Below are 18715 nucleotides of genomic sequence, written 5' to 3' on the forward strand. Positions count from 1 at the left end.
CCCTCCTCATCGACCAGGCCGTCGGCCCCGGTGCCGCCGTCCAGGTCCGCCCGTACGGCTGCGCGTGCGACGCGCGCTCGGCTGTGCCCCGCTCGCGGCCGCCGTCCGGCCGCTGTTCTGGCTGCCGCTGCCGGGCCTCCGTCCGGCTCGCTCGTTCCCGTCCCGCTGTCCCGCCCGGGCTCCAGCGGCCGCCACCCGGTAGTTGCCGGCCGGGACGACGGTGCGTCCGGACCGCTGCTGCTCCGCCGTTCGCCGCCTGCCCGTCGTCGTCCTCGTCCGGACTGTTGCCGTTGTGCCTTCGCCGTCCCGTCCCGGTCTGGCCGCGGCTTTCCGCTCCCGACGCTCGGCCGTCGGCCGCTTCGTCCGGCCGCGGCTGCGGTCCGGTTGTCGTACGAACCCATCGACAGCGGCTGCTGTCCGCTGCGCTGGCCGGTGGTGCCCACCTGCTGCGCTCCACCCGGCTGCCGTCCCGGCCGGCGGGCGTCTCGGCCGGCTGGCGGAGGCCGGAGGCGCTGCCGCTCGCGGTCCTCGTCCGGCCCGTACGTCTCCGCCGGGCGCCCGCCGTCGTCCCGGTCCGGCCGTTGCCGTGGTGCCTCCGCGGGGCCGGCTGCTGCCCGTCCGTCGTCCCGGCGCCGTCGCTCACCCCAGCAGGGCAAATGTGATCGCCGTCCGGCGCCGGGGCATGAGCGCGTCGTACGCATCAATTGTGGTCACCGGGCCTCCCCCGGGATGGTGAGCGCGCCGTTGAGGAAGAGGTCCACCAGTTCTTCGGTGGTCAGCGGGTCCGGGGCGCCGGGACGGCCGGCAGACATGAGCATGAGCTGGAAGGCGTCCGCGAGCCGTTCCGGGGCCAGTCGCAGGGAGTCCTGGTCGGGTGCGAACAGGGCGGCCAGGGCCGCGCGGGGCGCTGCGAGGCCGGCTTCGCGATCCGGGGAGCGGCCGTCCTTGGCGGGATCGGCGGGTGCAGGGCGTTCCAGTCGCCCGGCCGACGCGAGGGCACCGGCAACGGCGCCCATGCGCATCATGTAGCCGCGCATCACCTCGGCCGCCTCGGTGAGCCGGGCCGCCAGCGGTTGATCCAGTGCGATCGAGTCCAGGTGGGCGAGGGTGTCGTCGGGACGTACCGCCTCGGCCATGCAGGCCGCGAGCAGGGCGTCCTTATCGGCGAAGGCCCGGAAGATCGTGCCCTCTCCAATGCCTGCGGCGCGCGCGATCTTCGCCGTGGACACGGAGGCGCCGTACTCGATGACGAGGGGAAGGGCCGCGGCGACGATCATCGCGCGGCGCTGGTCGGGTTCCATGGGCGCCGCACGGCGCCGGGAGGGAGCGGGAGAGTTCTCTGCCATACATAAAACTCTACGGAGTGAGCACTCACTCCGTCAATGCTTTCTGATCGGCGGACCGTGGGTCATTCGTCGGCGCCGTCGTCCTCGTCGAGACCACCGGCCCCCGGGTCGCGCAGCGGGTAGGCCGCCGTCGACCGGGTGGAGGAGCGGAAACCGTAGCGGCCGAGCATGTTGAGGTTGGCGTGCTTGAGCGGGGCGACGCGGGCGACGTCCTCGTCCAGGACGTCGTGCTCGCGCTCCTCGGCGGGCAGGGTCCGCAACTCCTCGACTGCGGCGTCGAGATAGCGGGTCGTTCACAGTACGGCGGCATTCAGCACGAGACCGAGGGCGCCGAGTTGGTCCTCCTGCCCGTCTTGTACGCCTGCATGATCTGCCCGCGCTTGCCGTGGCAGATGTCCCGAGCGAGCTTGTGGCGGGACTCCTGCACGGTGAGCTGCCGGTTCATCTGCCGCCGGTAGGTGTCGTCGGCACCACCTGGCAGATCCGGGCTGGCGCCTGACGGCGACAGCCCGGATCACACCAAGATCTGGGTCCAGGCGCAGCGGGCCGGCTGGCCGTTGTTCTTGATGGTTCCTCGATAGCGCAGGCGGCGGTTGCCGTGGCCGACGAGCCGGGCGACGGCGCGTTCGACCGGTGGCCGCCAGCGGCGGTAGGCCTTGTGCCAGGCCGGGTCGGCGGTTGCCGGCGGGCGGTTCGTTGCAGGTCGTAGCCGGGTTGGATCCGCAGGTTCCTGCCGGTCTTCGAGGTCGTGCAGCGGTCACGCAAGGGGCAGCCGGTGCAGTGGCGGCCGAAGTTCGCCGTGCGGGGCAGCGTGGGGCCGCGGTCCGGTGAGAGCGGGACGGCGTGGCCGGCCGGACAGGCGGCCGTGCCGGTTGCGGTGTCGACGCCGAAGTCGTCGAGGACCGGCCAGCCGACGACGGAAGTAGGACAGCGGGGACGGGTCGAACCCGGTGTCGTTCAGGCCGAGACCGCAGGCGGCCTTCCGCCGCAGGTCGCACCACAGTTCCTGAACGGTCTCGAAGTCGGACAGGCCGTGCAGGGCCTGGAGGGTGATCGCCGCGGCCGGGATCTGTGGCGGCACGCTCGGTCGGCCGTTCGCCGACGGATACATGTCCGCGAACACCTCCGCCGGGAACAGTCGGCCCCGGTGCTCGGCCAGGAACGCGAACACACTCCCCGCCGGGATCGGCTTCCGGCAGGTCTCCCACACATCCGGCCCGACCGTCTCCCCGACCCATTCCCCCATCGCCACGAAACGAGTCTGGTCCCACCGTTCACGCAGTGGGACCAGAACCCGACATCTCCATCAGCCTTCTAGCTCGCCCGGTAGTACGCCAGGAACATGTCCACGCCCCGCTCGATCAGCCGCTCCGTCAGGTCCGGTGACAGGCGGTCGCCGTATGTGCTGTGGACGACGTGCGGGTACAGCACGAGGGCGTAGAACTGGATGATCGCGACCTCCAGGTCGGGGATCTCCAGATCCGGTGTGGCGTGCAGCGCGGTGCCAAGGGGCTCCGCGAAGCGTTCCGGGCCCTGTTCGCGCCAGGCGCGTCCCAGGCTGGGGAAGCGGCGGGTCTCCGCGGCGATCAGGGTGCGCAGCCGCAGGACGTCGTCCTGGGCGATGCCCTGCACCCAGCCGCGGGCGGTGGCGATCAGGACCTCGCGGATGTCGTCGTCCGCCTCCAGTTGCCGGCTCATCTCCTCGGCGGTGGTGCCCAGCGCCTGCTCCAGCGCGTCGCCGATCACGTCGGCGAAGAGGTCCTCTTTGCTGCCGAAGTGGTTGTAGACCGTCATCTTCGACACGCCCGCCTGAGCGGCGATCTGATCGACGCCGGCACCGAAGCCGTGCTCGAGGAATTGTGCGCGCGCGGCGCCGATGATCGCCGCGCGTTTGCGGGCGGCGCGGTCGCCGGAGGGGCGGGTGCGTTCGTTCATCGGCGTCAGCCTAGCAGCCGAAGTGGACTCTTGAGTCCAACTGGACTGTGCCGTACAGTCCAGTTCTGTTCGAGTGACACCGACCCGACGGAGCAGCCTGCCGTGAATCACCTCAACGTCCTTGCCCTCTCCGGAAGTCTGCGCACCGGCTCCCACAACACGGCGCTGCTGCACGCCGCCGCCGAGCTTGCTCCCGAGGGTGTCGCCGTCGACATCTACGGCGGGCTGCGCGCCATCCCCCCGTACGACATGGACCTGGACACCCCAGACGCGCGCCCCGCCGCCGTCCGCGAGCTGCGCGAGCGGATCACCGCCGCGGATGCCCTGCTGATCGCAACCCCCGAGTTCAACTACTCGATACCCGGCGTGCTGAAGAACGCCATCGACTGGGTCAGCACCGACTGGACCGGCACCGAGGGCCTGCCGCTGCACCGCAAGCCGCTCGCAATCGTTGGCGCGTCCCCGTCGGCCTTCGGCTCTGTGCGGGCCCAGCTGGCGCTGCGGCAGGTGTTCGTGTGGACCGACTCGGATCTGGTCGTCAAGCCCGAGGTCATGGTCTTCCGCTCGCACGAACGCTTCGACGGGTCCGGCCGGCTGGCCGACCCCGTCACCCGCGAGCTGCTGTCCGACCTGCTCGGCGCCCTGGTGGCCAAGGCCGCGGACCGGCAGCCGGCGGGGGCCTGACGATGACCATCACGACAACAGGCACGACAGTGGTGCACGGCGCCGCGGCCGAGGAGTTCAGCGCGGTACGGGACGCCTTCGGCGCCGTCGCGGCCGGTGAGCCCGGGCTGAGCGCGCAACTGTCCGTGCGGCTGCACGGGCGGGACGTCGTCGATCTCTGGACGGGGCCCGGGATGACCGGGGACTCGCTGCTCGCGCTGTACTCGTCCGGCAAAGGCGCCGCCCATCTGCTGGCCGCGCTGCTGGTGCAGGACGGAGCGCTGGAGCTGGACCGGCAGGTCGCGCGCTACTGGCCCGAGTTCGCCGCCGAGGGCAAGGGCGGGTTCACCATCCGCGAGCTCCTCTCGCACCGGGCCGGCCTGATCGGCGTCCCGGAGGGCTTCAGCACCGCGGAGCTCGCCGACGACCAGCGGCTCGCCGAATGCCTCGCGGGGGCGCGCCCGTACTGGACACCGGGGGAGGGGTACGGCTACCACGCCTTCACCATCGGCGCGCTCATCGGTGAGGTGGCGCGGCGGGTCACCGGCAAGAGCCTCCAACGGCTGTACGACGAGCGGTTGCGGGAGCCGTACGGGCTGGACTTCTACCTCGGACTGCCGGAAGCCGAGGAGCCGCGCCATCTGCCCGTACAGCCGCTGCCACCCGAGCAGCAGGCGCAGGCGGACGCGCAGGCCCCGGCGCCGGACTCGCTCACCGGCATCGCCTTCAACCTGCACGCCGACCCGCCCACCGACCTGGCGGACTTCGGCGCCACCCGGTCCGTACGGGCACAGGGGCCGGCGTCATCCGGCAGCGTCGGCACCGCGCGCGGCCTCGCCAAGCTCTACGCCGCCGCGATCTCACCGGTGGACGGGCGCCCGCCGCTGCTCACCGCCGGCACGCTCGCGGAGTTCACCACCCCGCATACGCCGGGGGTGGACCTGGTCACCGGAGAGGAGGGGCACTTCCTGCTCGGATTCGAGGCCCAGCACAAGCGCTATCCGGGCCTGGGCACCCGGGCCTTCGGCCACAGCGGGGCGGTCGGTGCACAGGCCCTCGCCGACCCGGACAGTGGGATCGCGTACAGCTACACGCGGCGGCGGTTCGCGTACGGCGGGGGCGGGGGCGCCGCCGAGAACCGGCAGCTGGTCGCGGCCGTGGCGAGCAGCGTCGCGGCGCTGCGGCGCTGAGTACGGGGGCGGGCCGCCCGGATTGAGGCGGCCCGCCCCCGTACTCAACTGCGTGCGCCGGCGGCGTCCTTCGCCCGCCGCCGTACCCGCCGATCGTGCCGCCGTCTCCCCGCCCGGCATCCGCTCGAAGCGCCCGGCGACCACCAGCAGCACCGCCATCGCCGCCGCCGCGACGAACACCGCCGTGCGGATGCCGTCCGTCGTCGCCGACCGCAGCGCCTCGCCGGTCTGGCCGTGCACGCCGGAGTCAGCGATGGCGACCAGCACCGCGAGGCCGACCGCGCTGCCGACCTGCCGGATGATTCGCCACGAGAACCTCGGCACCTGAGCATTCACGAGACATGCTCGTCGGTCACCTGATGGTCGCCGGCGGCCGCGTGCCCACGGTGCGCGAGGCGGCCAACGCCACGATCCGGGTCCGTCTTCTGCAGGGCGCCCAGGCCGCGCTCGGCGTCGACGCCGAAGACTGATTCCGTCGGCGAGATCCTGGACTCGGCTCAGCGCGCCGCGGTGTAGCCGACGAGGGTGTCGAGGGCGGTGTTCGCGGTCGAGCGCCGTTCGGCTGCCGTCATCAGCTCGCACTCCCGGTACATGTCGTCCGTCGTCGAGCCCGGGCCGACGCGGGCCAGGCGCCGAAACTCCGGGCTGGCGACGCCGGGCGCTTCGAGGTCGGTCAGGGCAGCGGGGATGTCGCCCACGAGCTCGATGATCGCGCCGCACGCCAGCTCCACCAGCCGGGCGGTGGTCACCGCGTCCTCGACCAGGAGCGTCAGCGCCATGTCCTGGCAGGAGACGCAGCCCTCGAAGGCCGCGCCGGTCACCTCCGCGAACAGCCGGCTGTCCGCCTGCCAGCCGCCCGGCTGCGGGATGGCCTCCAGGCCCAGCCGCGGTGGTCGTGATCCGCCCCGGGGCGCGGCCGCCGGCGCTTGCCGGACTTCTCGCGTCCCACGCAGTCCTCCTCGTGCGTCTGCGGACCGGTCGGCCCACCGGCACCGTAGCGGCCCGGAGCACCGCTGCGGGCCGCTACGGCCGAACCCGCCCGATCGTGTTCCTCGGCTGCGGTGGCGCTCACCTTGAGGGTCGTCCCAGCACCGGGCAGCCACCTTGATGCCCGCCCCGAGCCCTGGCCGGACACCTTGATGGTCTTCCAAGGTATCGACGGGAAACCTTGGACGGCAGATCACAGAAAGGTAACGCAGCAGGTCAAACGGTTGGTGGTTGAGCTGGAGACACCTTGACGGCCGCCCCGGGCGTGCCGGGGCGGCCTGTCCCGTCTCATCGAACTTTGCTGGTTCCCAGCGAAGAGTGACTCGTCCCGGTTCCGCGCCGAGGGCACGTCAGTCCACCTGTTCCGGATTGGCCTTGGCTGCACTGCTCCTCGCGCCGCTACGGTCCCCGACATGCACCTCTACGTCGTCGACGCCTTCACCGATCGTCCCTTCTCCGGTAACCCGGCTGCCGTGTGCCTGCTGCCGGCCGGACCGTGGCCCGACGCCGCGTGGATGCAGCGGATCGCGACCGAGATGAACCACTCCGAGACTGCGTTCGCCCTTCCGCTGTCCGCTTCGGCCGAAGCCGACTGGGCCATCCGGTGGTTCACCCCGCGGGTCGAGGGCGACCTGTGCGGCCACGCCACGCTCGCCACCGCGCACGTGCTGCGCACCGCGAAGGGCCTTGTCGGAGCCGTTCGGTTCCTGAGCCGGAACCACGGCGTTCTCGTCGCCCACGCCGACGCCCAGGGCGCCATCACGCTCGACTTCCCGGCGGCCCCCGGCACCGCAGTGCCCGTGCCGGACGAGCTCGACGAAGCCCTGGGAGCCGTCCCCGAGGCCGTCTTCCGCTCCGACCGCCTCGGCGACCTGCTCGCGGTCCTCCCGGATGAGGCTACCGTCCGGGCTCTCACGCCGAACCTCGACGCCGTCGCCGACCTGACAAACCGTGAGGGTCTGCGCGGCGTCATCGTCACGGCCCCCGCCACCGGGACCGGCCTGGGCCACGACTTCGTCTCCCGATTCTTCGCACCGGCCAGGGGCATCCCCGAGGACCCGGTGACCGGCAGCGCCCACACCACGCTCGCCCCGTACTGGTCGGCACGACTCGGCCGCGAGGAGCTCACAGGCCTCCAGGTGTCCGCACGCAGCGGCCTGGTGCGCACCGCTCTGCGCGACGACCGCGTCCACCTCACGGGGAACGCCGTCACGGTCTTGGACGGCGCCCTGCACGTCTGACGCCCCAAGGACTGGAAGCGTAGTTCTCGAAGGAGCTCCGGCCCGTCCACCCTGGCCCCGGCGGCCGCCGTTCGGCTTCCGTCAGGCCGCCGTCTCCATCCCGGCTGCGCACCGACGCCTCGATCCTCGCAGGCTTGCTTCGGCCCGGCCCCGCCGGCCTCTTCCTCAGGGTCGTGGGCCCCCTACCACCGCTACCGCGCGGCGTTCGTCGTGAGCGCGCATGGCTGGGCGATCTCCCTAGAAGTGGCCAGACGTCAGTCCAAGGGTCGATGCGCGAAATGGATGTCGGGAAGAGGCGGGTAGACAGTGGGTGGGGCAGGGTGAGTGCCCGCTTCGGTAGTCCGTGTTGCCCCGGCGCCGGCCCTGACCGCGAGCCGGGTTGCGTCGGCTTCTCGCCCGGTCTCTCGGCGTTGACCACAGAAAGGGGGTCACGCCCTGCTCGTGGCTGGACGGGGCTGCGCTGGAACACGCGGTCCTCCCGCCACGAACCCTCCGGGACGGAGACCGACGCAGCCACCGGTTCCCGCTTCGACAAGACCAGCAGCACCGAGGGATCCCCGGCTACCCGGGCCGTCGGCTTGCCGCCGAGGTCCGGAGCCCGCACATTCCCCGGCACGACCAGCCGGAACCCCCGACACACCACCACTACGCACGGTCGTGCACTGGTGTTCCGGCCGCCGGTGAGCCGGTCGTCGGGGTTGTGCTTCCGCCGCGGGGGGGGGGCTTCTGGGGTGGTGGTGGCGAGGCGTAGTTCGTCGAGGCCAGGCAGGGGGATCGGCCAGTGGTCGTGCCAGCGGGAGCGCCTGGCCGAGGCCATGTCCGACCGGGGCGGGCAAGGCACCGGGGCCAGCAGGGTGCGGCGGTTGCATCCCGGCGTGCGCGCACGATCGCTGACAGGTGGTTACGCCCCGCCCGTCCGCTCATCACGTCCCGCACGTCGTGTGCGGCCCCTGCACGCCGTGTGCGTACCGCCCCGACGCGCCTTGCCCGCCCTCGGCGGCCGCCGCACGCTGATCCCACCGGACCGGGGCACCGACACCCGGGACGGACCCAACGAACCCCTCCCGCCCGGCGGGTGGGGTGCGCACCACTCGACACCCTTCGAGAGGAGCACGAGTTGACCACGATGATCAGCGAGGCGGTTCAGCTGCCGGCCTCCGACCAGCGGGACCCCCGGGCCTACGTGGACCCGCAGGTGTGTGAGCGGGAGGTCACGCTCCTCATGCGCGACTACCCCTTCGACAAGGTGATGGCGGAGCGGCTGTTCAGCGCGGCCGTCACCTACCTCGTCACCGCGATGGAGAAGTGGGGCCAGGGCCTGGAGATGTGCTGCGGGCGGATCGTGGACATCGCCGTCCACGTCTTCATCCTCGACACCGCGAACTACCGCGACTTCTGCCACCGCCACTTCGAGGGCCGGTTCCTGGAGCACATTCCGGAGACCGCGTTCAAGTACGACGGGTCGGTGGAGCGCACGGCGCACATCATCGCCGACAACGGCTTCCCCGTGGACTGGCCGCTGTGGGAGGCGGACTACGCGAAGTGCGGGCCGTGCCACCCCGGTGCGAGCTGCCACTGACACACCGCCGACCGGGGCCCGGGGCGCACCGCGCGCCCCGGGCCTTTCCCCTTGCGGTGGATCCGGCCGGTTCCCGCACGCTACGCCCGGCGCCCCCGGTACCTTGACGCTCGTTGCGACCGCCACGGCACCGGAGGCCAGTTGATGAGCAGCGCACCCATGACCGCCGCCGAGTACTGGGACAGGTACCGGCCGAACCGGGAGCGGCCCCTGGCAGACCGGTTCGACTGGACCGGCGTGCCCGGCAACGGCCCCGGGGCCGAGGTGCTCGGGGCGCCAGGGACCGTGCTGGACCTCGGCCCGGCTGAGGGGGAGAACGCGGCGTTCATGGCCCAGGCCGGAGCGCAGGTGGTGGCCGTCGACTTCTCCGGGGTGCAGGTGGAGCGGGCCCGCGCCTTCTGGCACCACCTGCCGGGGCTGGAGTTCGTGCAGGCGGAGGCGTGCGAGTTCCTGGACGGCGAGCCGCGGGTGTTCGACGCGATCTACTCCACGTGGGGCGCCGTCTGGTTCACGGACCCGGAGGAGCTGCTGCCGCGCGTCGCCAAACACCTGGCCCCCGGCGGCATCTTCGCCTTCTCCCACCGGGAGCCGGCAGCCGGCTCCTACGGCGCCCGCCCGATGGGCGGCAAGTGGCTGGAGGGCAGGCAGACGGAGCTGACGGTGACGAGGTGGGAGTACCCGGCGCCGGCCTGGGCCGACCTGCTGAAGCGGCACGGGTTCGCGGAGGTGAGGGCCGAGGTGGTGGAGGCGGCGCAGGCCGGCGCGCTCGGCACCCTCCTCGTCACCGCCCGGGGGGCGTGAGGCCGCCACCGCGCGCACTCCAACCGCCGCCCGGCACCCCCTTCCTGCGCCCACCGGCCACCGCCTACCGTCACCCCTCCCACTGCCTGGCACGGGGAGGGGATCGTGAGGTGCATCGAGCAGGAGGTGGCGGCACAGCTGCGCGCCGCCCGCGCGGTGAAGCAGGTGACGCTGGCCGAGGCGGGACGGCACGCCGGGTACTCCCCGTCGGCGGTCAGCCGGATCCTGGCGGGGAAGATGGCGGTGCCGCCCGAGGCGCTGCGGGCGATGGCTCAGTTCCTGGAGATCCCGCTGCACAGGGTCGGCCTGTCCGTGTCGGCTGCCCCGGCATCCCTCCACGCGCCGCCCGCCGGGTCTAGGGTGGCGTCAGCCGTGGGGAGTTCGGAGGGTGATGTGAGAAGGCGTGAGTTCATCGCGGTGGGAGCCGCGGGCATCACCGCCCTCGCCCTCGGCACCGGCCGCGCCGCTGCGCTGAGCCTTCCTCAGCAGGAAGTGGATCCGGTGGAGCAGGCGCTGTTCGGCACCGGCCGTGCCACCCCGCCCGCCGGCCGGCGTTGCTGTCCGGCTGTCGTCCCGGTGCCGCCGTCGGCCCGTCCCGTCCGGGCCTCACGTGGACCGCTCCAGGCCGGCGCGGCGTGAAAGGGCCCCGGCAGGATGGTGATCTTGGCAGTGCGGGTCGGGGCCTAAAGGATGATCTTGAGCGCCTCGTCCCACACGTCGCCTCCGTCTGCCCAGGTCCACAGCCATTGGCGCAGTGACGGCGCCGCGTAGCGCAGCCCGTCGTGGGGGTTCTCGCCCCAGTCGGGTTCCCAGCCGTCGGCATCCCAGAGCAGGACCGGGTTGTCGACCGCTATCAACGAGACGTACCACTGCATGCTGCAGCCGCCACCGCTCAGGAAGAGCCAGGACGCCGGCGGCCCCCACTCCGGATATGAGTGTGTGGGGAGGTCGCGAGCGGCCAGTCCGGCCGGTGCCATTGCGGAATCCGGCGCGGTGTCAGCGAGGCAAGACCGCCTTCCGGGCCGAAGCCACCGTCACCGACCTCGGTGTAGACACGTCGGAGCAGGAGCGGCAGCTCGTACCCGAGCTCCCGCTCCACCTGTTCGACCTCGGCCTTCGTGACCGGAGAGAACGGCTGATCCGGCAGACAACCGCGGGTGACACCCGCGCTTTCTGCGCCCCAGGCGAGAGCACGCAGTCTTTCCACAAGCGCGTCGTCGTCTGCAGAGGTACGACGGGAGGCATCAGTCACGGGGCGGAACTGTAGCCGGGCGAGCACCTGGATCGGCCCCGTGCCGGCCTCGATGGGGTGGAGCGAGTTAGTGGTCAGCGTCGCGTTGTTCGTGGTCCGCTGTGCCTGGCCGGTGCTGCGCCACCGGGGCGGTGCGCGGGCCGGGGCGGTCGTCCCGGGCCGGCTGTGCCCCTGCTCGGCCGCCGCCGTCCCGGGTCCGCCGAACGCAGTGGCTGTGCCCGTGCCCGCCTCGCTGCTCCGTCGTTCCTGTTGGCCTGGTGCCCGCCCTGGCTGCGTCGGGGTCCCGGGTCAGTTTTCCGCCTCCCGTTAGAACGGTGGCTTGGTGGCGAGTTGTAGCCGCCGTTCGCTGTCCTCGTCGGTTTCGAGGCCGTTGGTGTCGTGCCCCCAGTCGCGCAGGCCTTCGAGGGCGGCGTCGCGGTGGTCGGGGCGGTCGCTCTCCTCCAGCAGGCGCCGGGCGTGGCTGGCGAGCGCGGTGCGGTGCGGTGCCAGTTGGGGGTGCTCGACCAGGGAGACGGCGGTGAAGACGCAGGCGTGGCGGACCGCACGGTCCTCAGATCGGGGCAGTCGCAGGGCTCGCCGAGACCGGCAGCCGGGCCGACAGACCACTGGTCACCGCCCTGCTGGACAACCCGGTCCCTCAGGTCCGAGTCCACGTGCTGCGCGCCCTGCGGAGCCTCGACGCGGTGCCCGTGCCCCGGGCGGATCACCCGGCCGCCATCGGGCCGAGGTAGGTGCCACCGGAGACGTCGATGGTCTGACCGGTCACCCAGCGGCCCTGCGGGCCCGCCAGGAAGCCCACCACATCTGCGACGTCCTCCGGCACGCCGATCCGTCCAAGCGCGGTGATCGACTCAAGGCCGGCCATCGCCTCGGGAACGCCGGTCCACCCTGCGGTCATGTCGGTCAGCACCACCCCGGGTTCAACCGTGTTCACGGTGATTCCGCGTCGCCCCAACTCGTTGGCAAGCGACGGGCCGAGGGCCGCCAGCGCCGCCTTGGTCACGGTGTAGCCGATCTGGAGGGGGTTCGCGATCCGAGTGGCCGCCGAGCCCACGTTGACGATCCGTCCGCCGTCCCGCAGTAATGGCAGCACCCTCTGGATCACGAAGATCGGAGTGCTCACGTTGACCGCCAGAAGCCGCTCGAACTCCTCCTCGGTGAGTTGCTCGATCGAACCGACCGAGTGCATACCCGCGTTGTTGACCAGAATGTCCAGACCGTCCGCGCCATGATCCGCCAGCCCGACGGTGAGCCCCTCGAACAGCCGGTCCGCCGCACCGGTCTCACCGAACAGGGCCCGCACCGCGAACGCCGAGCCGCCGGCCTCGGCGATCCGCGCCACAGTCTCCGCGGCAGCTGCCTCATTGCCCCCGTAGTGGACCGCGACCAGCGCACCCTCGGCGGCGAGCCGCAGGGCGACCGCACGTCCGATCCCCCGCGAGCCGCCCGTCACCAATGCGGTCCTACCGTCAAGCGCCCCCATGATCGACTCTCCCTCGTGACGCCCCGGTCGAATCCGGGAACGATTCACCCTATGCGGCCACGGTGACGTGCGGTACTGGCCCTCCCGCGCCCACCCAGGCCCGTGCCTTGCCGACCCAGGGGTCAGCACGCCTTCGGTCAACCCGCTGAGAACGCCCGCCACGGGCAACCGGGTCGGCTCTCAAACCGCCTCGGTTGGACGGCAAAGGACATTGGTGGACTCCTTGATGCCGGGCCCGACCTCGGAGAACTCCTTGGAGGCCGGCCTCCAACCTTGGAGACGGCGCCGACACCTTGACGGATGTCTGATGCCGGCACCGAACACCTTGATGCCCGGCACGGCGCGGGCCGCCAGGCCTGCCTACAGCTCCCGGGCCCCACCCCGGGGCCGCCTTGTTCGGTGTTCTGCGCCGTGGATGCGGCTGGAGGTGGCCGGTGTTCGTCAGGCGAGCCAGCGGCCGTCCCGCATGAGTTCGCGGTCGGCCAGTTCGTTCTCCTCGCGCCAGGCCTGGATGCGGTACGGGGTGATGTGGAACCAGCGGTAGAGCGTGGTGAGTGTGCGCGGGTCGAAGCCGGTGCGCTCGGCGAAGCGGTCACCCTGTTCCTGCGGGAGGGCGTCGATGTCGAAGACCTCGACGGCGCCGTCGAGCATGGTGACGTCACGGGTCGGGCCGAGTGCGAGCCGGACGGTCCCGGCGGTGGCCAGGTTCCTGCCGGTGGGACTGTCCGCCGGGGTGGCCACCCGCAGGGCGCGGCCGTCCCAGTCGAAGGACAGCGGCACCAGGTACGGCGCGCCGTCGGTGGAGGCGGTGGCCACCCAGACGTCGATGTCGTGGGCGAGCCGGTGCTCGGTGTCGAGACGGCGCTAGGCGCGGGAGCGGGGGGTTGGGCCCGCCTGGTCCTGAAGGATGCCGAGGACGTTGCCGTCGGGGTCGGTGACGGTCGCCACCAGGCGACCGCCGCCGACCTCGTGCGCGGGCTCGGTCACGGTCGCGCCCGCTGCGGTCGCCTCGGCCAGCGTCGCCCGGATGTCCGGCACGTGCCAGTAGGTCACCGGCGAGGTCATCGCCTGCGGCCCGCCGCCCGGCACCAGCCCGATGTGCTGGCCTCCAACCTCGAAGCCGACGTAGTAGGGCGAGTCGTTGCGCGGCGGGACGCCGAGCAGAGCCGCGTACACCGCCTTGGCCTTGCCCAGATCGGACACTGGGTGGAGCACCGTCTTGATTCCCGAGGTGGACGGGCCGGCCATGGGCACTCCCTTGATGTCGTGGGCCGCGATCGACCCGTTCCGTGTGCAGTCACAGCGTCCCGCCCGGCACGGCCGGCCGGCATCCGTGGTGACCACGGAGACACCCACGGAGCCGGAGCACGGAGGGCGTGCGACAGAATGTCGATCATGGGAGCAGCAGCGGACATATCGCCTCGCGAGGCTGAGGTGCTGGAGCTGGTCGGGGACCACCTGAGCAACGCCGAGATCGGAGCACGGCTGTTCGTCTCGGTACGTACGGTGGAGACCCATGTCTCCTCACTGCTGCGCAAGTTGGAGGTGCCCGATCGGCGGGCCCTCGCCCGGCGCGCCTCCGAACAGATCCGCACCGACCTCCCGCGTCCGGCGCCGGCACTGCCGGTGCGGCTGACCTCGTTCATCGGCCGGGCGGGCGAGCGGGCCGCGCTGACCGCGCTGCTCAAGGAACACCGACAGGTGACCGCGCTCGGCCCCGGCGGCGTCGGCAAGACCCGGATCGCGCTGACAGTGGCCTCGGACGTGGCCGGCGAGTTCGCTGACGGGGTGTGGTTCGTCGACCTGGTCCCGGTCAGCGATCCCGGCATGATCGCGACCGCGGTCGCCGAGGCGATCGGCCTCGGCGAGCAACTGGGCCGCGACATGGCCGAGTCCGTGGTTGTTGCGCTGACTGATCGACACGCCCTGCTGGTGCTGGACAACTGCGAGCACGTCGTGGACGGGGCGGCGCTGTTCGTCGAGCGGTTGTTGGCCGCCTGTCCTCGGGTGCAGGTGCTGGTGACCAGCCGGTCCCGGCTGATGGTGCCGTTCGAGCGGGTGTTTCCGGTTCCGCCGCTGTCACTGCGCGGCGACGGCGGGTCGGACGCGGTCGCGTTGTTCATGGACCGGGCGGCATCGGTGGGCTGGCCGTTGGATCCTCCGCTGTACGACCAAGTCACGGAGATCTGCGAACGGTTGGACGGCATGGCGCTGGCGATCGAGCTGGCCGCCGCCCGGTACCCCACGCTCGGTCTTGACGGCATCACCGCTGCCCTGGCCCATCCGCTGCGGATGCTCACCGGAGGCTCCCGCGCGGAGGACCGGCACCGCTCGGTGCGGGCGGCGCTGGACTGGAGCCACAACCTGCTGGACCCGGCCGACCGGGCACTGCTGCGCCGGGTGTCGGTGTTCGTGACACCGTTCACCGCCCTGGCAGCGGCAGAGGTCGCCGGGCCCGACAGGGCAACCGTCGCCGACGGACTGGCCCGGCTCGCCGAGCAGAGCCTGCTGGCGGTGACGCCGTCCCCGGGCGGAACCCGCTACCGGGCGCTGGAAACGCTGCGCCAGTACGGGGCCGACCGCCTCACGGAGGCCGGCGAGCTGGACGATACTCGTGCCCGGCACCTCCGCTGGTGCCTGGCCGAGAGCACCGATCTGGCGGCGGCACGAGCCAACTGGCGGGCCCGGTTCGACCAGGTGGCCGACGAGCTGCGCGCCGCCCTCGCATGGGCGCAGAACCGACCGGATCGACGCGCGGACGCCCACCGCCTCGCCCGCGGCATGGCGGAGCTGGCCTTCACCCGTCAGCTGATCGGCGAGTCCCAGCAGCGGTACGAACAGGCCGCCGCGCTCGCGATCACCCCGGCCGACAGGGCATCGATGCTCCGGCACGCCGCAGCCGTGGCCGGATGCCGCCTGCACGGCGATGACATGCACCGCTTGAACCGCGAGGCCGCAGACGTCGCGCGACAGTCGGGCGACACCGCCGCAGCCGCCCGCGATCTGGCGACCGCCGCCAGCAACGCCTACCGGTTCTCCAGCAAGTTCGCCCGGAAGCTCCCGCCGGAGGAAGCCGACGAGCTCATTGCCGAGGCGCGGGAACTGGCCGGCGACGATCCCTGCGCCCGGGCCGCGGCCGCGCTGGCCGAGGCCGGACGGGCACTCACCCACGCGATCGGCGCCGCGCAGCCCACGGCCGGCGCTTCGCCCGAGGCGACGGGTACGGACCCGGGCCCGGGTGGTGCAACCGCCCAGGAGGCGATCGCGTCCGCCGAACGAGCGGTCGAGCTCGCTCGCCTCGCGGGTGATCCGCTCGCGGAGTCCGCTGCGCTCGACACCCTTGCCGGTGCGCTGAGCTGGGCCGGGGACACGTTCGCGGCGGCGGCGACGGCGCGGCGCCGGGTCGAGCTGATCTCGTGCGCACCGGAGGGCCCGGCCAGCACCCATGAGCTGATCGAGGCCCTCGCCGAGGCCACGGAGGCCGGCCTCGGCGTCGGGGACCTTCGGGGCGCCCGCCAGTGGGCGCGGCGACTCGCGGATCATCCGCAGCTGGCCGAGGTAGGCCACCGGGCCACGGGCTGGCTCCTGGCGGCCGACGTGCTGGCGGGCGAGATCGAGCAGGCGCGCACCGTCAGCCTCCGGTTCCGCGACGCCTGGCAGCAGGCCGGCAGCCCTGCCCGGTCGGTCCTCGGCCCGCCGGTGGCAGCGATGGCGACGGCTCACGGGCTGCGCGGCGACCAGGAAGCCCGGCGCGACTGGAGCGCGTTGCTCGAACAGGTCGACCCCTCGCCGTGGAACACCTACGGGTACGGGGCGGTCTTCGACGCGATCCTGATGCTCCACCAGGGGCGGCCCGAGGCAGCGCTGGAACGGATGGCCCCCGAACCCGGGCAGGTGCGGCAGTGGACCACTTGGATCTGGCTCCACTGGTACGTGGCGCTACGCGCCGAAGCCGCCGTGCTCGTCCGGGCCACCGACGCCGCCGACCGCCTGTCACAGGCCCGGACCGCCGTGGCCGGCAACCCCGTCGCCACCGCCCTCGTGGAGCGTGCCGCGGCACTGTTCGACGGTGACGCGGAACGGCTGATCGCCACTGCGGGTGTGTTCGACGCCGCCGGCTGCCGCTACCAGTCGGCGCGCACCCTGATGCTCGCGGGCGGCGAGCACGCCGTCCGCGGCGCGAGTGCGCTCGCCGACCTCGGTCTCGCGCCGATGTCCACGCGGTAGCCGCGCCGCGGCCCGGCTACCGCACGGACACCGGCGACGGAGGCGGTCCGGGCGGCACCATGCCGACAGAGGCGGCCGCGCCTCACACCGCCCGCTTCACGAGCTCGGCGATCCGTGCCTCCACCTCGGGCGTCACCTCGGTCAGGGCGAATCCGGCCGCCCACATCGGGCCCTCGTCCAGCTTCGCCAGGTCGCTGAAACCGAGCGTCGCGTAGCGTGCCTTGAACTTCTCCGCGCTCTGGAAGAAGCAGACGACCTTGCCGTCCAGCGCGTAGGCGGGCATCCCGTACCAGAGCTTCGGAGCGAGGCTCGGCGCGTTGGCGGTGATGACGGCATGGACGCGCTCGGCCATGATCCGGTCCGAGTCCCGCATCCCGGCGATCTTCGCGAGCACGTCCCGCTCCGCTTCTGCCGCCTTCTCCGCGGCCGTACCACGGCGTGCCGCCTTCTTCTGCTCCAGAGCGTGCGCCTTCATGGCGGCCCGCTCGTCTGCCGTGAACCCCTCGTACGTGCTGCTGGCGGTGCCGGCCATGATCACTCCTTCAGTCGCTGGTCATGATCGCCCCGGTCTGCTGCCGGGCCGATCACCGTGGCCACAGTCTGTCCCGGCGGGGGTGCGGACCGCCTCCGTGCTGACCACGGAGAGCACCACTGACAGTGAGTCGGTGCCGGCCCTGAACCCGCGCGGCCTCGCTGGGGATGTCCAGATGCTGCTGCCGGCGGAACCGTACGCGGTTGCCGACCCCGGCTCGCCGACGTTCCGGCCGACTACCTCGCAGGCCACCACGAGCTTCTCGGCTTGCTTGGCGAGCACCTCGGGCGCCAGCTCCACCGGCGCCGACCCGCGCGGGTCGGCGCCGGTGCCCAGCCGCTCCCGGTGCAGCCGTCCGGCACCGCCGCGGTGAACCCGCTGCCGCTGCACGGGTTCCAGAAGGACGCCGTCGGGGCCGCGGTGCGTGAGGTGAAGGACGGCGGCCGCGCGACGGTCGTCGCGGCGACCGGCTCCGGCAAGACTCTCATCGCGGCCGGCTGCGCCCGGCGCCTGGCCGCCCGGGGCCGGGTGCTGGTGCTGGTGCCGACGATCGAGCTGCTGGAGCAGACCGCCGAGGCCTGGTCGCTGCGCGGCGGTCGCCGTGGCCTGGCGGTGGCGGCGTGCTCGCGGGAGGAGGCGCTGGAGAGCGCTGAGGCCGGCGGCCGGATCCACGCCGAGGTGACCACGCAGGCGGCCCGGATCGCCGACCTGGTCAACGGCGCCCCCGACGGCCAGCCGGTCACCGTGTACGCCACGTACGCCTCGCTGGAGCGGATCGTCCAGGCTCACCGCGACTTCGGCCTCCCGGCCTGGGACCTGGTGGTCATCGACGAGGCCCACCGAACCGCAGGAGCCGAGGGAAGGCGTGGGCCGCGGTCCACAACCCAAGGAGTACTGGGAAGCGGACACCCGCGCCTACGCCGCCGTCCCGGCCGGCATCTTCGGCGTCATCACCCAGGTCCGCTCCTACCCGAGTCCGTGGCCGTACGTCGTGGCATGGGACCGCGGCCCCAAGTGCGGCGTGCGCGACCACCAGATCGAGCGCACCGCCGACCAGTCCCTCGCACCGCCGCCCGCCACCAGCGCGCCGCCACCGCGGCCGGCGTGCGGGGCGTGCTGGACGCCCTGCGCAGCTACGCCACGAGCGAGGACCCGCAGGCCGCCGACCTGGTGCTGGTGCGGCGGCACGGCACGACCCCGCGGCGAACGGACCAGGGCCGGGCCCTGGGGGCCGCGCTGCACCGCATCCTCACCCGCGCCGAAGCCGGTACGGCCCCGGGCCGGGAGTGGGCCGGCGCCGACCGGCCCGACCGGGACCGCGTCTTCGCCCACTGATCCGGTGGGGTGGTCACGGCCCCGCGACCACCCCACCCCCTCTCTTCTTCCCTGTTCCCTCAGGGCCGCGCGGCCTTCCCGAGCCCGCGCGTGATCCCCGGACACCCGGGGACGCCGGACCCTGTCCGGCCCGAACTCCCGGCA

The 18715-nt window shown here is 72.6% G+C and carries 20 protein-coding genes and 2 pseudogenes; 10 read left to right on the forward strand and 12 right to left on the reverse strand.

The annotated features are described in order from the left end of the window. Positions 1 to 710 precede the first annotated feature (710 nt). The 5 genes and pseudogenes from ACZ5GH_RS37705 to ACZ5GH_RS37725 all read right to left on the reverse strand — a co-directional run bounded on the left by ACZ5GH_RS37705 (position 711) and on the right by ACZ5GH_RS37725 (position 3281). Positions 711 to 1301 (reverse strand): TetR/AcrR family transcriptional regulator, encoded by a 591-nt coding sequence (locus tag ACZ5GH_RS37705; RefSeq protein ID WP_464336660.1) that lies wholly within the window; start codon positions 1299 to 1301, stop codon positions 711 to 713. Between the two features lie 107 nt (positions 1302 to 1408). Next, positions 1409 to 1812: pseudogene (locus ACZ5GH_RS37710) on the reverse strand (Tn3 family transposase); the annotation flags it as partial. 48 nt (positions 1813 to 1860) lie between these two features. Next, a pseudogene (locus tag ACZ5GH_RS37715) lies at positions 1861 to 2156 on the reverse strand (transposase). Continuing rightward, on the reverse strand, positions 2104 to 2592 hold the full coding sequence (locus ACZ5GH_RS37720; RefSeq protein WP_464336937.1) for a transposase: 489 nt from the start codon (positions 2590 to 2592) through the stop codon (positions 2104 to 2106). Before ACZ5GH_RS37720 ends, ACZ5GH_RS37715 begins: the two are co-directional and overlap by 53 nt. A gap of 68 nt (positions 2593 to 2660) precedes the next feature. Continuing rightward, a complete protein-coding gene (locus ACZ5GH_RS37725; protein WP_387760664.1) occupies positions 2661 to 3281 on the reverse strand; it encodes a TetR/AcrR family transcriptional regulator in 621 nt (206 codons plus the stop codon). 102 nt (positions 3282 to 3383) lie between these two features. Between ACZ5GH_RS37725 and ACZ5GH_RS37730 the strand changes: the two genes are divergently transcribed. Genes ACZ5GH_RS37730 through ACZ5GH_RS37745 form a run of 4 tightly spaced genes read left to right on the forward strand, consistent with a single transcriptional unit; the run spans position 3384 to position 5604 of the window. Beyond that, entirely contained in the window at positions 3384 to 3965 is a 582-nt protein-coding gene (locus ACZ5GH_RS37730) for an NADPH-dependent FMN reductase (protein ID WP_387760663.1), read from the forward strand. 2 nt (positions 3966 to 3967) lie between these two features. Then, on the forward strand, positions 3968 to 5134 hold the full coding sequence (locus tag ACZ5GH_RS37735) for a serine hydrolase domain-containing protein (RefSeq protein ID WP_464336661.1): 1167 nt from the start codon (positions 3968 to 3970) through the stop codon (positions 5132 to 5134). Between the two features lie 52 nt (positions 5135 to 5186). After that, a complete protein-coding gene (locus tag ACZ5GH_RS37740; RefSeq protein ID WP_464336662.1) occupies positions 5187 to 5462 on the forward strand; it encodes a hypothetical protein in 276 nt (91 codons plus the stop codon). A gap of 13 nt (positions 5463 to 5475) precedes the next feature. Continuing rightward, the gene (locus ACZ5GH_RS37745; protein WP_464336663.1) at positions 5476 to 5604 is read left to right on the forward strand and encodes a hypothetical protein; all 129 of its coding nucleotides are present in this window, start codon (positions 5476 to 5478) and stop codon (positions 5602 to 5604) included. A gap of 27 nt (positions 5605 to 5631) precedes the next feature. Here the strand turns inward: ACZ5GH_RS37745 and ACZ5GH_RS37750 are convergent, their stop codons facing one another. After that, complete coding sequence (locus ACZ5GH_RS37750; protein WP_464336664.1) at positions 5632 to 5955, reverse strand: hypothetical protein; 324 nt, start codon at positions 5953 to 5955, stop codon at positions 5632 to 5634. 579 nt (positions 5956 to 6534) lie between these two features. On the opposite strand from ACZ5GH_RS37750, the gene ACZ5GH_RS37755 reads away from it, so the two are divergent. The 4 genes from ACZ5GH_RS37755 to ACZ5GH_RS37770 all read left to right on the forward strand — a co-directional run bounded on the left by ACZ5GH_RS37755 (position 6535) and on the right by ACZ5GH_RS37770 (position 10381). Next, positions 6535 to 7362, forward strand: a complete 828-nt coding sequence (locus ACZ5GH_RS37755) for a PhzF family phenazine biosynthesis protein (protein WP_464336665.1) — start codon at positions 6535 to 6537, stop codon at positions 7360 to 7362. A 1126-nt stretch (positions 7363 to 8488) separates the two neighbouring features. Continuing rightward, positions 8489 to 8941 carry a glycine-rich domain-containing protein gene (locus tag ACZ5GH_RS37760; RefSeq protein WP_464336938.1) on the forward strand — a complete coding sequence of 151 codons (453 nt, stop codon included), beginning with the start codon at positions 8489 to 8491 and terminating at the stop codon, positions 8939 to 8941. A gap of 144 nt (positions 8942 to 9085) precedes the next feature. After that, the gene (locus ACZ5GH_RS37765; RefSeq protein WP_464336666.1) at positions 9086 to 9742 is read left to right on the forward strand and encodes a class I SAM-dependent methyltransferase; all 657 of its coding nucleotides are present in this window, start codon (positions 9086 to 9088) and stop codon (positions 9740 to 9742) included. A gap of 105 nt (positions 9743 to 9847) precedes the next feature. Next, positions 9848 to 10381 carry a helix-turn-helix domain-containing protein gene (locus ACZ5GH_RS37770; protein ID WP_464336667.1) on the forward strand — a complete coding sequence of 178 codons (534 nt, stop codon included), beginning with the start codon at positions 9848 to 9850 and terminating at the stop codon, positions 10379 to 10381. A 44-nt stretch (positions 10382 to 10425) separates the two neighbouring features. Here the strand turns inward: ACZ5GH_RS37770 and ACZ5GH_RS37775 are convergent, their stop codons facing one another. The 5 genes from ACZ5GH_RS37775 to ACZ5GH_RS37795 all read right to left on the reverse strand — a co-directional run bounded on the left by ACZ5GH_RS37775 (position 10426) and on the right by ACZ5GH_RS37795 (position 13725). Next, positions 10426 to 10617 (reverse strand): hypothetical protein, encoded by a 192-nt coding sequence (locus ACZ5GH_RS37775; protein WP_464336668.1) that lies wholly within the window; start codon positions 10615 to 10617, stop codon positions 10426 to 10428. 683 nt (positions 10618 to 11300) lie between these two features. Beyond that, entirely contained in the window at positions 11301 to 11600 is a 300-nt protein-coding gene (locus ACZ5GH_RS37780; RefSeq protein WP_464336669.1) for a hypothetical protein, read from the reverse strand. Positions 11601 to 11697: 97 nt separating this feature from the next. Next, entirely contained in the window at positions 11698 to 12477 is a 780-nt protein-coding gene (locus tag ACZ5GH_RS37785) for an SDR family NAD(P)-dependent oxidoreductase (RefSeq protein WP_464336670.1), read from the reverse strand. Positions 12478 to 12918: 441 nt separating this feature from the next. Further along, positions 12919 to 13293 (reverse strand): pyridoxamine 5'-phosphate oxidase family protein, encoded by a 375-nt coding sequence (locus ACZ5GH_RS37790; protein ID WP_464336671.1) that lies wholly within the window; start codon positions 13291 to 13293, stop codon positions 12919 to 12921. 48 nt (positions 13294 to 13341) lie between these two features. Beyond that, positions 13342 to 13725, reverse strand: a complete 384-nt coding sequence (locus ACZ5GH_RS37795; RefSeq protein WP_464336672.1) for a VOC family protein — start codon at positions 13723 to 13725, stop codon at positions 13342 to 13344. Between the two features lie 147 nt (positions 13726 to 13872). On the opposite strand from ACZ5GH_RS37795, the gene ACZ5GH_RS37800 reads away from it, so the two are divergent. Beyond that, the gene (locus ACZ5GH_RS37800; RefSeq protein WP_464336673.1) at positions 13873 to 16704 is read left to right on the forward strand and encodes an ATP-binding protein; all 2832 of its coding nucleotides are present in this window, start codon (positions 13873 to 13875) and stop codon (positions 16702 to 16704) included. 82 nt (positions 16705 to 16786) lie between these two features. Here ACZ5GH_RS37800 and ACZ5GH_RS37805 read toward each other — a convergent pair whose 3' ends face one another. Further along, on the reverse strand, positions 16787 to 17236 hold the full coding sequence (locus tag ACZ5GH_RS37805) for an iron chaperone (protein WP_464336674.1): 450 nt from the start codon (positions 17234 to 17236) through the stop codon (positions 16787 to 16789). Positions 17237 to 17503: 267 nt separating this feature from the next. On the opposite strand from ACZ5GH_RS37805, the gene ACZ5GH_RS37810 reads away from it, so the two are divergent. Continuing rightward, on the forward strand, positions 17504 to 18571 hold the full coding sequence (locus ACZ5GH_RS37810; RefSeq protein WP_464336675.1) for a DEAD/DEAH box helicase: 1068 nt from the start codon (positions 17504 to 17506) through the stop codon (positions 18569 to 18571). Positions 18572 to 18715: the final 144 nt, after the last annotated feature.

It is taken from the genome of Kitasatospora sp. Xyl93, assembly GCF_055383135.1.

Coding starts and splice junctions, on each gene's coding strand:
- ACZ5GH_RS37760 (WP_464336938.1), top strand. CDS start 8,489: ATGATCAGCGAGGCGGTTCAGCTGCCGGCCTCCGACCAGCGGGACCCC.
- ACZ5GH_RS37765 (WP_464336666.1), top strand. CDS start 9,086: ATGAGCAGCGCACCCATGACCGCCGCCGAGTACTGGGACAGGTACCGG.
- ACZ5GH_RS37745 (WP_464336663.1), top strand. CDS start 5,476: ATGCTCGTCGGTCACCTGATGGTCGCCGGCGGCCGCGTGCCCACGGTG.
- ACZ5GH_RS37775 (WP_464336668.1), bottom strand. CDS start 10,617: ATGCAGTGGTACGTCTCGTTGATAGCGGTCGACAACCCGGTCCTGCTC.
- ACZ5GH_RS37805 (WP_464336674.1), bottom strand. CDS start 17,236: ATGGCCGGCACCGCCAGCAGCACGTACGAGGGGTTCACGGCAGACGAG.
- ACZ5GH_RS37705 (WP_464336660.1), bottom strand. CDS start 1,301: ATGGAACCCGACCAGCGCCGCGCGATGATCGTCGCCGCGGCCCTTCCC.
- ACZ5GH_RS37795 (WP_464336672.1), bottom strand. CDS start 13,725: ATGGCCGGCCCGTCCACCTCGGGAATCAAGACGGTGCTCCACCCAGTG.
- ACZ5GH_RS37720 (WP_464336937.1), bottom strand. CDS start 2,592: ATGGGGGAATGGGTCGGGGAGACGGTCGGGCCGGATGTGTGGGAGACC.
- ACZ5GH_RS37755 (WP_464336665.1), top strand. CDS start 6,535: ATGCACCTCTACGTCGTCGACGCCTTCACCGATCGTCCCTTCTCCGGT.
- ACZ5GH_RS37800 (WP_464336673.1), top strand. CDS start 13,873: ATGGGAGCAGCAGCGGACATATCGCCTCGCGAGGCTGAGGTGCTGGAG.
- ACZ5GH_RS37735 (WP_464336661.1), top strand. CDS start 3,968: ATGACCATCACGACAACAGGCACGACAGTGGTGCACGGCGCCGCGGCC.
- ACZ5GH_RS37725 (WP_387760664.1), bottom strand. CDS start 3,281: ATGAACGAACGCACCCGCCCCTCCGGCGACCGCGCCGCCCGCAAACGC.
- ACZ5GH_RS37785 (WP_464336670.1), bottom strand. CDS start 12,477: ATGGGGGCGCTTGACGGTAGGACCGCATTGGTGACGGGCGGCTCGCGG.